The organism is Promicromonospora sukumoe, from assembly GCF_014137995.1.
GTDB lineage: Bacteria > Actinomycetota > Actinomycetes > Actinomycetales > Cellulomonadaceae > Promicromonospora > Promicromonospora sukumoe.
The window spans coordinates 36725-50091 of sequence record NZ_JACGWV010000003.1 but is presented as its reverse complement, the minus strand read 5'-3'; the positions used below and the strand labels follow the sequence as shown (position 1 = coordinate 50091).

10 protein-coding genes are annotated in these 13367 nt (G+C 71.8%); 3 read left to right on the top strand and 7 right to left on the bottom strand.

All coding sequences use genetic code 11. The features are described from left to right. The first annotated feature begins 190 nt into the window (after positions 1 to 190). Complete coding sequence (locus tag FHX71_RS24365; RefSeq protein ID WP_182620119.1) at positions 191 to 1009, top strand: CPBP family glutamic-type intramembrane protease; 819 nt, start codon at positions 191 to 193, stop codon at positions 1007 to 1009. Between the two features lie 51 nt (positions 1010 to 1060). Here FHX71_RS24365 and FHX71_RS24360 read toward each other — a convergent pair whose 3' ends face one another. Both FHX71_RS24360 and FHX71_RS24355 read right to left on the bottom strand, forming a co-directional pair. Next, a complete protein-coding gene (locus FHX71_RS24360; RefSeq protein ID WP_182620118.1) occupies positions 1061 to 1861 on the bottom strand; it encodes a DUF305 domain-containing protein in 801 nt (266 codons plus the stop codon). A 273-nt stretch (positions 1862 to 2134) separates the two neighbouring features. Continuing rightward, positions 2135 to 3538 carry an LVIVD repeat-containing protein gene (locus FHX71_RS24355; RefSeq protein WP_312877198.1) on the bottom strand — a complete coding sequence of 468 codons (1404 nt, stop codon included), beginning with the start codon at positions 3536 to 3538 and terminating at the stop codon, positions 2135 to 2137. A 249-nt stretch (positions 3539 to 3787) separates the two neighbouring features. On the opposite strand from FHX71_RS24355, the gene FHX71_RS24350 reads away from it, so the two are divergent. Further along, positions 3788 to 4504 (top strand): DUF305 domain-containing protein, encoded by a 717-nt coding sequence (locus FHX71_RS24350; RefSeq protein WP_182620117.1) that lies wholly within the window; start codon positions 3788 to 3790, stop codon positions 4502 to 4504. 119 nt (positions 4505 to 4623) lie between these two features. Here the strand turns inward: FHX71_RS24350 and FHX71_RS24345 are convergent, their stop codons facing one another. From FHX71_RS24345 to FHX71_RS24325, 5 genes are all read right to left on the bottom strand, one after another. Further along, a complete protein-coding gene (locus tag FHX71_RS24345; RefSeq protein ID WP_182620116.1) occupies positions 4624 to 6852 on the bottom strand; it encodes a YhgE/Pip domain-containing protein in 2229 nt (742 codons plus the stop codon). Positions 6853 to 7168: 316 nt separating this feature from the next. After that, complete coding sequence (locus tag FHX71_RS24340; RefSeq protein ID WP_182620115.1) at positions 7169 to 8323, bottom strand: ROK family protein; 1155 nt, start codon at positions 8321 to 8323, stop codon at positions 7169 to 7171. A gap of 53 nt (positions 8324 to 8376) precedes the next feature. Continuing rightward, complete coding sequence (locus tag FHX71_RS24335; RefSeq protein ID WP_182620114.1) at positions 8377 to 9243, bottom strand: carbohydrate ABC transporter permease; 867 nt, start codon at positions 9241 to 9243, stop codon at positions 8377 to 8379. After that, positions 9240 to 10184, bottom strand: coding sequence for a carbohydrate ABC transporter permease (locus FHX71_RS24330; protein WP_182620113.1), 945 nt, complete (start codon positions 10182 to 10184; stop codon positions 9240 to 9242). The genes FHX71_RS24335 and FHX71_RS24330 overlap by 4 nt, the downstream gene beginning before the upstream one ends. 3 nt (positions 10185 to 10187) lie before the next feature. Next, positions 10188 to 11600 (bottom strand): ABC transporter substrate-binding protein, encoded by a 1413-nt coding sequence (locus FHX71_RS24325; RefSeq protein ID WP_182620112.1) that lies wholly within the window; start codon positions 11598 to 11600, stop codon positions 10188 to 10190. A 60-nt stretch (positions 11601 to 11660) separates the two neighbouring features. On the opposite strand from FHX71_RS24325, the gene FHX71_RS24320 reads away from it, so the two are divergent. Beyond that, on the top strand, positions 11661 to 13256 hold the full coding sequence (locus FHX71_RS24320; protein WP_182620111.1) for an MGH1-like glycoside hydrolase domain-containing protein: 1596 nt from the start codon (positions 11661 to 11663) through the stop codon (positions 13254 to 13256). Positions 13257 to 13367 lie beyond the last annotated feature (111 nt).

Below are 13367 nucleotides of genomic sequence, written 5' to 3'. Positions count from 1 at the left end.
GGCGGCCTCCTTGCCGGGGTGGCCGGCCCGTTGCGGGCCGGATGCTGGGTGAAACCTGACTACGGGCAGACTCTAGTTGTCCCGGATCACCAAGAACCAGGCCCCGATCACCCCGATTCGACGTGTCAGACCCACAGATCCCTCCCGTGACCTGTACGTCTGACACACGAGGTGTGGGAGTGTCATCCCCGTGACCCTCACTCTGCCCGCCCCGCTCCTCGGCCCGGCGCGGCTCACGGCCGCCTTCCTCGTGTCGGCCTCGGCGATCCTGCTGTTCGCGATCCACCTCCGGCCCATCGCCTACCTGCCGCTGGTGCTGGGCATCGCGCTGGGCCTGTGGGCCGACCGGGCGCTGGGCCGCGACCTGGCGCTGGTCGGCGTCGGCATGGGGATCATCTCGCTGATCTCGCTGAAGGCCGACCTGTCCGACGCCGGGATGCTGCGCTTCACGCTCGCGCTCGGCGGTTCCGTGCTGGTGCCCTGGGCGCTGTCCCGATTCGTGTTCAAGCAGGACACGATCAGGTTCCCCGTGGCGACCGGACAACGCTGGACCCGCGGGCAGTGGATCTACCTCGCCCTCGTGGTGCTCATCGGATACCTGCTGCTGCCGTTCTACTTCCTGGGCTCGGGCGCGTACCTCAACTGGCCCGACCTGAACGGGACGCAGGACATCTGGCGGCTGTTCGTCGGAGTGAACGCCGTGGGCATCTGGGACGAGCTGTTCTTCATCTGCATCGTGTTCGCCCTGTACTGCAAGCACTTCCCGATGTGGCAGGCCAACGTGCTGCAGTCGATGATCTTCGTGTCGTTCCTGTGGGAGCTCGGCTACCGCGAGTGGGGGCCGCTGCTGACCGTGCCGTTCGCGCTGGTTCAGGGCTGGATCTTCGCGAAGTTCAAGTCGCTCAGCTACGTGGTGGCCGTGCACCTGCTGTTCGACGCCGTGGTGTTCGCCGTGCTGGTGCACGGGCACCACCCGGAGCTGTTCGACATCTTCATCACGGCGCCCTGACGGGCGGGGCGGCGCCGCCGGGTGGCGGCGTCGCCCGGCGGTGCCGCGCGGTCAGTTGGTCTCGTCGTTCGTCTGGCCCGGCCCGCCGACGTCGGCGAGCAGGTCGCGCACGTCCTCGACCTCGACCCGGATCGCGTCCGCCTCGGACTGCGCCAGTGCCACGGCCTCGGCGTCCATGCCGCCCTCGATCTCCTTGTCGGCGGGCTGCAGCCCGCCGTAGTGGTGCTCGACGAGCGCCGCCAGCAGCGCGATGTCGAACTCCGATCCCTCGAGCCGGGCCATGCCGTCGATCTGCTCGTCGGTGAGCATGCCGTGGTTCCCGCCCTCGTGGGAGTGGGCGGTGGCACCGGCCCGGGGACCGCTGCCGTCGTCAGGCACCTCGGTGGTGAGGCCGCCCTCGGCCAGCGCGAGCGCCTCCCGGCCCGCGGCAGGGACCGGGATGTCGCGTGCCTCCAGCCAGGCGGCGAGCTCGTCGACCCGGCCCGCGGACGCCTCGCCGACCTCGACGGCCAGCGCGAGGACGTCGTCGTCGGTGGACCGCCCCGGGGCGAGCGCCGCGAGCTGCACGGCCTGCGCGTTGTGCTCGATCGCGGTCGCGGCGTACCCGGAGTCGGCGTCCGAGTAGCCGGCGGCCTCCTGCTTGGCCGGCACGAGCACGCCGAGCCAGAGGAGTAGCGCGAGCACGACGGCGAGGCCGCCCGCGAGCACGGCGCCCATGATCCGCAGCCGCCGGCCGAGCCCGTAGGCGGACGCCGGCGCCGTCGGCTCCTGGCCGGGCACCTCGCCGGACGGCGCCGTGGTCTCGGTCGTCGAGTCCGTCGTCGGGTTCGTCGTCGAGTCCTGAGGCGTCATGTCCGGGAGGTTCCCATACAAAGCACCGTCGGCGCCATCACGGAAAACCCGCATAGGGTCTGCGGCGGGCAATCCTGGGGCCCGTAACTCCCCTTCGAGACCTAAGTTTCTTCGCTCTGAGCCGCCCCAAAGCGAAGAAACTTAGGTCTCGAAGGAAGGTTCGGGGACGGCCGAGGCCCACCGGCAGCGAACCGCCGATGGGCCTCGGGTGTCCCGACGTCGGGACGGTGTCAGACGTGCGAACGGTGTCCGACGTCGGGGACGCTGTCCGGGTCAGTGCCCGAACGGCTCCTGCATCTGCGGGTTGAGCGACTTCTGCTTGACGCGCTCGGCCTTGCCGTCGATCTTGTCGTCGATGTCGAACGTGTCGAAGCCGATGCCGAGGTCGTTCGAGTACGCGTAGCCGTTGTAGTAGTACGTGGACCACGTGCCGCCGCTGCTCACGCCCTCGCCGCGGTCGAACCAGGCGAGTTCACGCGGGCGCTCCGAGTTGGTGAAGTCGAACACCGACACACCGCCCTGGTACCAGGACTGGACCATGATGTCCTTGCCCTTGACCGGGATCAGCGAGCCGTTGTGCGCCACGCAGTTCTCGGCGGCCGTGTTGATGCGCGGGATCTTGTAGTACGACTTGAGCTCGAGCTCCTTCTTGCCGTGCTTGCCGCGCTCGATGTCGTAGATGCCGTTGGCGCCCAGCTCCGGCGCGTACTCGCCGGTGCAGGTCGCGAGACCGCCGCCGCCGAGCTCGTCGGTGAAGACCACCTTGGTGGCGTCGTTGTTGAACGTCGCCGAGTGCCAGAACGCGAAGTTCTCGGTGTCGCGCACCTGGCTGATGACGCGGGGACGCTCGCGGTCCTTGATGTCCAGGAGGATGCCGTCACCCATGCAGGCACCGGCGGCCAGGTCGTACTTCACGTAGGTGGTGATGTCGTGGCAGCCGCTCGTGGTCGAGGCGCTGCGGCTCGGGTCACCCGGGTAGCCGCCGTCCGGGAACAGGACCGGCGTGGAGACGACCTTGGCCGACGTCGGCTTCTTCACCGGGATCTTCACGATCGAGATGAAGTCGTGCGGCGGCTGGCAGTCCGGGAACGTCGCGTTGGGCGAGTAGGACGACACGTAGGCGTAGAGGTCCTTGCCGTTCTTGGACGGCGCCAGCGAGTGGGTGTGCGAGCCGCAGGACGTCTCGACCGACTTGATGTACTGCGGGGACAGCGGGTCGGAGATGTCCCAGATCTTGAGGCCTTCCCACGCCGCCTTCTCGGTGGCGGGCATGGACGTCGAGGCACACGAGTCGTCGCTGCGGGACGAGTCCGTCGACAGGACCAGGATGTCCTTGTAGACGGAGATGTCGTTCTGCGAGCCCGGGCAGTAGACCTGCACGACCTGCTCCGGGTTCTCCTTGTCGGAGAGGTCGTACACGGTGAAGCCGTCGTAGTTGCCGGCGAACGCGTACTTGCCCTGGAACGCGATGTCCGAGCCGGTGCCCTGGAGGGCGCCGTTCTTGGGCTGGTTGCTCAGGTGGGTCATGTTCTGGGACGCGCTCTCGCCCGGCGGGACGTCCGGAGCTGCGACGTCCGCAGCGACGGGCGCCGCGAAGGCCGTGGCCGCGATCATCGCGGCCAGGGCGGCGCCGGCGGCGCCCCGCACACGAGGTCGGGTAAAGGTTGGACGACGCACGGGCGTCACACCTCCTAGGTCGGTTGAGGGCAGTGTTGCTCACAGGGACCTCCCAGGACCAGGAGTTTCGTGATCTTTAACATGGTGGTGACAAAGCGCCACCTAGCGGCGCGGAAGCGACATCCGGCCATGGTGTCCCGCTGACACGGCGTGTTGTAGATTCCGGCGCAGACGTCGTCCGATGGCGCGGGGCAGCCCGGCCCATGACCGAACGATGACGCGGTTCAGCCCGTACGAGAGGATCCGCCCGTGAAGACGCTGACAGGTGCCGGCCGACGAGCGCGCGCCCGGACGGCCGCGATCGGCCTGTTCGTGCTGGCCCCGGCCCTCGTGCTGTCCGCCTGCAGCCCGGACGACGAGCCGGAGGCGGTGCCGACGCCGAGCTCGGTGGTCGTGCAGCCCGGCAAGCCGGGGGAGGCGGCGCAGACCATCGCGCCCGAGGGCTACGAGGGGGCACCCAACTCCGAGGCGCCCTTCTCGAAGGCGGACGCCGAGTTCCTCACCGACATGATCTGGCACCACGGGCAGGCGATCGAGATGTCGGTGCTGGCGCCGGACCGCGCCGAGTCGGAGCAGATCAAGACCTTCGCCACCCGCATCGACGTCGTGCAGGGCAGCGAGATCGACCTGATGTCCGGCTGGCTGGAGGAGAACGACTACCCGGTGCCCGTGACCGCGGAGGGCGGGGACGGATCGGGTCCGCGAGCACCCGAGCACGGGCACGACGACGCGATGCCCGGCATGCTGAGCGCGGCCGAGATGACGGCGATGGAGGACGCGTCCGGCGCGGAGTTCGACCGGCTGTACCTCGAAGGGATGATCAAGCACCACGAGGGGGCGCTGGCGATGTGCAAGGACGTCGCCGGGGCGGGCAGCGAGGAGCGAGTCCTGGAGCTGGCGAACAACATCGCGGCCGACCAGATGGCGGAGATAGCCCGGCTGGAGGAGATGCTCGCCGCGCTGTGAGGCGCTGAGCTGGTGGCCCGCCGGCCCCCGACATGACGATCGCCGGGAACGGAACAGGTGTTCCGTTCCCGGCGACCGGGGATGGTCGGCGTCGGCCCCACCAGGCCGCCGCCGACCGGTCAGACGCGGCGCCGACCCAGCAGCATCAGGCCCGCGAGCGCCAGCAGCCCGCCGAGCGCCGCCGCGATGATGACGCCGACGCCGATGGCGCCCAGCGGCGACCCGTCCACGCTGGTGCGCAGCTGGTCCGTGCCGTCGGAGAGCTGCGCCGTACCGGACGCGACGTCGGACGTGCCGGCGACGAGCTTCGCGGAGCCGTCGGCGAGCTGCTGCGTGCCGTCGGCCAGGGTGACGGCGCCGCCGGCCAGCTTCTGGGTGCCGTCGTCGAGCGCACCCGTGCCGTCGGTGAGGTCGCGGGCGCCGACGCGGGCCGACAGGAGGCCCTCCTGCACGGTGACCGAGCCGTCGGCCAGTCGCTGCGACTTCTCGACCTTGGGGACGACGCGGTCGCGCACCTCGATGATGCCGTCGAGGATCTTGCCGGAGCCGTCGTGGGCCTGAGACAAACCGTCGACCAGCCTCGGCGCACCCGCCGCAAGCGTGCCGTTGCCCTCAGCGACGTCGTTGGCACCCGACAGGAGGGCGGGCAGACCACCCTTGAGCTGACCCGTGCCGGCAGCGAGCGTCGCGTTGCCGTCAGCAACCTGGGTCGCGCCAGACAGGAGAGCGGGGAGGCCACGATTCAGCTGGCCCGTACCGGCTGCCAAGTTTGCGTTGCCACCGGCGACCAGCGCGGCGCCCTCGAACAGGTTCGGCGTGTTGGCGGCAAGCTCGGCGTTGCCACCGGCCACCTGCTGCGAGCCCGCGACGAGGTCGTTGCTGCCCGCGTACGCCGAGCCCACACCGGCCACGTACTGCTGGATGCCCGGGGCGAGCTGCCCGACGCCGGCCTTCAGCGTCGCGCTACCGACCTTGACCTGCTCCGTGCCAGCCGCCAGGTCGGCCGCTCCGGCGGTGAGGGGCGCCAGGCCACCGGCTACCTTCTGCACGCCGCCGGAGACCTGGGCCGTGCCCGCGGCAAGCTTTTCCGCGCCGACGGCGACCTGCGACGCCCCGCCGGACAGCTGGCCGAGGGAGGACGCAAGACCGGACGCGCCGGTCTGCGCCTGGGAGGCACCCGCACTGACCTGGCCCGCACCGGCTGCCAGGGCACCCGACGACTGGGCGAGCGCCTCGAGCTGGGCCTTCAGTGCCGCGTCGTCGGTGGCACCCGCGAGCTGCGTGAGCTTCTCCTGGAGGTTCAGGTTGCCGCCCTGCACCTGGTCCGCGCCGCCGACCAGGCCACCGATCTTCGTGGCGAGCGTGCCGGCACCGTCCTGCGCGGCGGCGACGCCACCGGCGACGGAGGCCGAGCCGGACTTCAGGTCCGCCGCGCCGGCCGCGGCAGCGCCTGCGCCCTCGACCAGCGCGGGAGCGCCTGCGTTGAGCTGGGCAAGCCCGCCGTACACCTGGTCCGCTCCGGCGTCGACCGCCACGGCGCCGTCGGCAAGGCCGTTCGCCCCGGCCTGGACCGCGCTGGTCCCGCCAAGGATCGTCCCGTTGTTAGCAGCGAGCTGGGACAGGCCGCCGTTCAGCCTCTGGCTCCCGGCGTACACCTGGCCGGAGCCGTCGGCAAGCAGGTTCGCCGCGGCGTCGACCTGACCGACTCCTGCCACCACCTCGGACGACCCTGCAGCCAGCCGACGTGCACCTTCGTCGAGCGGGGTCACACCGGCGCTGACCGTCGCGACACCCGCCTGCACCTGCCCGGCGCCGACGGCCAGCTTCTGCGCACCCGCGTCGAGCGGGGTCACGCCGTCGCTGACCCTCACCACGCCGGCCGCCACCAGCAGGGAACCACCCGCAAGCCGCTCCGCCCCGTCGGCCAGCGCGGGGGCTCCGTCGTTCAGCTCGCCCAGTCCGTCGTTCAGCTTCGTCTGGCCGGCGGTGAGCAGCAGCGACGCGTCGGCCAGGTCCGCGACGTCCGACGCGGTCTCGGCCGTGCCGTCGGAGATCTTCTTGGAGCCGTTGTGCAGCTTGATCACGCCCGCACGCAGGTCGCCGGCGCCGTCGTCGAGCTGGCCGGCACCCTCGGCGAGCGCCTCGACGCCCGGGACCACGTCGTCCTGCACGGCGGCGTTGAGGTCGGTCGCCCCGGCGCCGAGGTCGCCGACACCGGAGACCAGGTCGGCCTGGACGCCGTCGTTCAGGGTGCTGGCGCCGTCGTCGAGCCGGCCCGCGCCGTCCGCCACGCTGCCCTGGAACAGGAGCATGAAGGCCGTGGCCACGATCGCGCCGATCAACAGCATGGCGACGCCGACCGCCGTGAGGATCGTCGGCCCGGGTCCAGATCGTGGTCTCGGTGATGCATGAAGCTGCGTCATCGGTTCGCCTCTCGCTCTGCGGGCTTCGTCGCCCCGCGGAAGTTGTCGGACCGGCGCCCCTGCCCGCCGGGCTCGCCGCCGTTGGCGAGCACGAAGCCCGTGATGACGGGCGTCTGCGCAGAAGTTACCCGGGGGTGCGTCCGCGCGGAACGCTTTTACTGATCACAACTCAGTAAAGGACTGAAGATCACCCGCTGACCCGAAACGGTTCTACTGACTTTTGGTCAGTCGCGCCCCGGCGTCAGCCGAGCCGGGCGTCGACCGCCTCGGCCGAGAACCGGTCGTCGACGGCGACCCGCGCCAGCCCGACGAGCACGGCCTCGGGCCCGAGCGTGGCGGCCCGGATGCGCAGGCGAGCGGTCGCCCGGGGCTGCGCGCCCGCGTAGACACCGGCCCGGATGCCGGCGATCATCGCCGGCACCGCGAGCTCGCCGGCCACGACGAGGTCCGCCGGGTTGAGCACCCCGACGACGACGGCCAGCACCCGGCCGATCAGCCCCGCGGCCCGCTCCAGCTCCGCCGTCACGAGGGCGTCGCCGCGCTCCGCGAGCGCCCGCAGCTCGGCCAGCGAGCCGACGTCGGACCCCGCCTCCCCGAGCCTGCGCAGCAGCGCCGTCCCGCCCGCCTCGGCGGCGAGGCAGCCGCGGCGCCCGCACCGGCAGACGGCGTCGCCGCCCACGTCGACGTGCCCGATGTCGCCGGCCCCGCCGTCGGTCCCGCGGTAGGCGCGGCCGTCGATGACGAGCCCCGCCCCGAGGAACCGGGACACCTTGACCAGCACGAACGGCTCCGGCCGTCCGTCGCGGCCCCCGCCCAGCTCCGTGAACTCGCCGTACGCCGTCGCGTCGGCGTCGTTCTCGAGGTGCACGGGCACGTCGAACCGGTCGCGCACGGTCTCGACCACGGGCCACGCGCCCCAGCCCGGCATGACCGGCGGGTCGGACAGGCGGTGGTCGTGCGGGTCGACGGGTCCAGGCACGGACAGCGCGACCCCGCCGACGGAGGCGGGCTTGATCCCGACGTCGCCGAGCAGCGTGTCGAACCCGTCCAGCAGCACGGGCAGGACGGACTCCGGCCCGGCCGCGAGGTCCAGGTCCAGCGACATCCGGGCCAGCAGCGCGCCGTGCGGGTCGACGACCGCGAGCTCCGCCGCGTCAAGTTCCAGGGCCGCCACCAGCACCAACGAGTCGGCCGGATCGAACACGAACCGCTCCGAGCGCCGTCCTCCCGTCGCCCCGGCGTCGCCCGCCGTGCGGACGATGCCCGCCGCCAGCAGCGCGTCCATCCGCTGCGCCACGGTGACCCGCGAGAGCCCCGTCGCCTCCAGCACCTGGATGCGCGTCGTCGCCCGTCCGCTCCGGATGAGCTGCAGGATCTCGCCCGCGCCTGCTGTCACGTTCTTCCTCAGTTCTTTACCGGGCCGCCCAGCCCTTGCTCTTCCCGGGCCGATCAGCCCTTGTCGGCTCCCGCGGTCAGCCCCTCGGTGAGGGCGCGCTCGGCCACTCCATACAAAATCACGATCGGCACGGTGAGGAGCACGCTGCCCGCCATGAGAACCGTCTTCGACACCTCCTGACCGTCGGCGAGGCGGGTCAGACCGAGCGAGACCGTCCACAGGTCCTGCTTGGCCGAGAGGAACAGGAGCGCGAACAGGAACTCGTTCCACGCGATCATGAACGAGTACAGGGCGGTCGACATGATGGTCGGCATCGCGAGCGGCACGGTGATGCGGGTCATGATCTGGAACCGGGAGGCGCCGTCGATCACGGCCGCCTCGTCGATCGACTCGGGGATGCCCGCCAGGTAGTTGCGGAGCATGTGCACCGAGACGGGCACGGTCAGCGCGATGTACGCGATCACCAGCCCGACCAGCGACGACCCGAGCCCCAGCACCTGGAAGCCCACGAACACGGGCACGGCGATGATGATCGTCGGGAACAGGTACACGGCCAGAAACAGCCACGAGACCTGCGAGCGCCCGGCGAACCGCAGGCGCGTCAGTGCGTACGACGCCGGCACCACGAGCGCGACCGTCAGGGCCGACGCCGCCACGGCGACGACCGCGGAGTTGCGCATGAACCGCCCGAACCCGTACCCGCCGTCCTCCTCGGAGGCCAGCACCGCGCGGTACGTCTCGGTGGTGATCCGGTCGAGCTGCGGCAGCACGCGCAGCGGGTCGCGCAGCAGGTCGTCGATGCGCACGAAGCTCAGGCTCAGCATGTAGACGAACGGCAGCACGGTCGCCGCGACGAGCGCGACGATCACCACGACGCGCAGCACCCGCAGCACGCGGCTCTGGACGGACACGGTGCTCATCGGCTCTCCTCCCGCTGCCGGGCCGTCAGCCGTAGGTAGATCGCCAGCGCGACCCCCAGGAACACGGCCATCACCGCGGCGGTCGCACTCGCGCCGCCGATGTCGCTGGACCCGGTGAGCTGCTCGAACACCCGCACCGAGGCCACCTGCGTGCCCGCGGCGCCGCCCGTGAGCAGGTAGACGTCGTCGAACTCGTTGAAGGCCATGACCATGCGGAACAGCACCAGCAGGGCGACCGTCGGCAGGAGCTGGGGCAGCACGACGAACCAGAACTTCTGCAGCGGTGTGGCGCCGTCGACCACCGCTGCCTCCTCGATCTCCTTGCTGAGGCCCGTCAGGGCCGCCCCGAGGAAGAGGAACGCGAACGGGAAGTACCGCCAGATGTCGTAGACGATCACGGTGAGGAGCGCCGTGGGTGCCGCGGACAGGAAGTTGACCGGGTGCTCCCAGCCGAGCACCTGCGTGCCGAACGCGTTCACCACGCCGTACTGCGGGTTCAGCGCCACCTGCCACACGAACGTCGTCGCCACGACGGGCGCCACGTAGGGCAGGAGCATGACGGCGCGCAGCGGCGCGCGGAACCGGAACCGGTCCCGGAACGCGAGCGCCGCCACGAGGCCCACGGTGATCGACCCGACGGTGGTCGCCACCGAGTACTGGACCGTGGTGACGAGCGCCTGCCAGAACGCGGGCGACGTGAGCACGTCGGCGTAGTTGTCGAGCGTGACCTCGTTGAACAGGCCGTTGCGGGCCACGTCCACGTAGCGCGCGTCCTGGAACGACAGCACCACGGTCCAGACGATCGGCACCACGATGATCGCGGCCACCACCAGCACCACCGGCGCGACCAGCGTGATGCCGTCGCGGTTCTCCCGCGTGCGCAGCTTCGACGTCGGCGCACCCCGTGCCGTGCGGAGGCGGCCTTCCCTGACGCGTCCCATGGGTCAGTCGCGGCCGGCAATCTCGGCCACCGCTTCCTGCATGGCGGTCTGCGCCTGCGCGGCATCGACGCTGCCCGACCCGAGGTCGGCGGCCGCCTTGGCGAGCGGCAGCTCGCTCGTGATCGGCCCGAGGATCGCGCCCTGCCCCTGCGGCAGCGCCCACCGGTCCGCCGACCCGGGAGCGGCGGCCAGGGTGTCGGTCACCTCCGCGGGCCAGACGTCGGAGAACGTCTGCCGGGAGTCGATGCCGATCTCCAGCCCGGACCACGCGTCGGTGTACTCGGTGGGGCTCTCCGCCGTGCCGGTGCGCACGGGCACCTTGCCCTCGGGCGCCATCGCCAGCCAGTCCACGTAGGCGTCGGACATCATGTACTCCACGAAGTCGGCCGTCTCGGGGTCCGCGCCGTCGGTGATGCCCCAGGACACGAACTCGACGTAGCCGGCCGCGTCCCCGCCGTCGCCGCCCGCGGAGGGCCCCTCCACCACGGGGACGACGGCGGTGTTCTCGGCCAGCCAGCCCGGGTCGTCCGCGCACTCGTCGCACGACGGCGTGAACTCCTCCCGCAGGCCCGCCATCTCGTCCAGCAGGAACGACGACCAGACGGTCATGGCCGCCTGCCCGGCGAAGTACGACGCCCGCGTGGACTCGACGCCCTGCGAGCCCTCCGGCGAGAAGTCGCCGGCCAGGCCGCCGTACAGCTCAACCGTCTCGGTGCACGCGGGGCTGTCGAGGGTCGCCTCCCCGGCGTCGTCCACGAGCTCGCAGCCGTTGCCCTGGGCCAGGAACTCCAGCGTCTGCTGCGTGAACGGGTCGGCCGCGTCGGTGGACAGCGTGATCCCGTACCGGCCGTCTGCCGTCAGCTCCTCGGCGGCCGCGCGCAGGTCGTCGTAGGTGGCGGGCGGCTCCAGGCCCGCCTCCTCGAACAGGTCGGTGCGGTAGTAGACCATCATCGGCCAGGCGTCGGAGGGGACGGCGAGCAGCTCGTCGCCGTCGCTGGACAGCTCGAGGGCTTCCGGCGTGAAGGTGTCCGCGCCGAGCGCGTCGACGACGGCGGCGGCCGCGTCGCGGTCGAGGTAGCCGTCCCGGTCGAAGGACCGGACCAGGCCGGGGCTGATCGCGTTGACGACGTCCGGCATGTCCTCGCCGGACAGGGCCGCGGCGGACAGTAGCTGGGAGACCTGGTCCTCCTCGACTGGGACCAGGTCGGTCTCCAGGCCGGACCCCTCGGCCCAGGCGTCCATCGCGGCCTGCTGGATCGCGAGGCGCTCGGGCTGGGTCTCGACGGTCCAGACGGTGACCGTCCCGTCCGACTCGGGCCCGCCGCTGCCGCAGGCGGTGAGCGTGAGGGCCGCCGCCGCGGCAGTCGCCGCCGCGAGGGTCCGGTGAACAGTGGCCGCGCGGTGGTGCCGGAGCATGGCTTCTCCTCGTCATCGAGTGAGTAGAGCTGGCACTTATGTCTAACTTACTGTCTAAAGATGCACAAGGACTTGGAGGAAGATCCGGCCGACGCCGCGGCGCGCGTCCTGGAGGCTGGCTGGACCGGCCGGTACACCGTCCCCGCGACCGGGCTGTACCCCCACCAGTGGAGCTGGGACTCGGCCTTCGTCGCGATCGGCACGCGGCACCGGGAGCCGGCGCGCGCACGGGCCGAGCTGGTCACGCTCCTCGACGCGCAGTGGCCCGACGGGCGCGTGCCGCAGATCGTCTATGACGTCAGGCGGGACGACGACTACGCGCCGGGGGCCGGGTTCTGGGGTGCGGGCCAGGTAGGCGCTGGTGCGGGCGGCGCGACACGCGCCGGGACGGCGGTGACGGGGCCGGCCGGGCGCACGACGTCCGGTCTGATGCAGCCGCCGGTGCACGCCTGGGCCGCGTGGCTGGTGCACTGCGCCGACCCTGTGGGGTCCGCCCGGGAGGGTTTCCTGGCGCGGGTCTACCCCCGGCTCGCCCGCTGGCACGAGTACCTGCACGTCCGGCGGGCGGGCGGCGTCGGGCTGCCGGTGACGAAGCACCCCTGGGAGACCGGGACCGACAACTCGCCCCTCTGGGACGCCGCGCTCGAACGGGTTCCGCCCCGGTCGCGCACCCCCGTGCGCCGGCCCGACCTGCGGCACGCCGGCACCGGCGAACGCCCTGGCAGCCGGGACTACCGCCGCTACTACCTGCTCGCCGAGACCTACCGCGACGCAGGCTGCGCCGACGACGTCCCGGTCGGGTTCGCGATGGTGTGCCCCCTGTTCAGCACGCTGCTGGCGGTCTCGGAGCTCGCCCTCGCACGCATGGCGGCCGGGCTGCCCGACAGCGGTGGCGACGCGCGGGCCGGTGACCAAGAACCCGGTGAGCACGAGGCGGCCGCCGCCCGCGTGGTCACCACGATGGACGAGCACCTCTGGGACGACGACCTGGGCCTCTACGTCGCGCTCGACGACACGACGGGGCGGACGGTCCGACGGGCGACCGTCAACGGCCTGGTCCCGCTGCTGCTCGCCGGCGGTCCGGCGCGGACCGGGACCAGTGCGACGGCGTCGGGCGGGGCCCGCGAAGCGACGGGCGCGGCGGCGTCGGACAAGACGGAGCCGTTGGGCACGTCCGGCGTGGCGGGGTCAGGCAGGACCAACGCAACGACGTCGGGCAGGAGGGTGGATGCCGCCACGGGCACGACGGCAGGAACGGCCGCGACCGTGGGCTCGCTTCTGGCGGCTGGCCGCGCCGAGCGGCTGCTCGCGACGCTCGCCGGTCCAGGGTTCCTCGGGGGCGGGCCGTACCTGCCGAGCACGTCACGCGAGGACCCGGCGTTCGACCCCGCCCTGTACTGGCGCGGCCCGGCGTGGTTCAACATGTCGTGGTTGCTGCTGCGCGCCGTCGTCCCGCTGGGCCGCGATGACCTGGCCGCCCGCCTGCGCGACCACTTCGCCGTCGCCGAACCGGAGGGTTTCCCCGAGTACACCGACCCCGACACGGGCGCCGGCCGGGGCACCCGCCAGTTCTCCTGGACCGCGTCTCTGACCTTGGACGTGCTGCTCTCCAACGAGACGACGACGCTGCCGAACCCGACCCCGCCGCCGGTGTGACATCTACCCCGTCATTGCGCCCGAAAACAGCCGAGTTCCGGGCGCAATGACTGGGCAGAAGCGCACCATCGGCGGCAGCGCGCAGCGCGCCCCGCCCCCGCCCGGACAGCA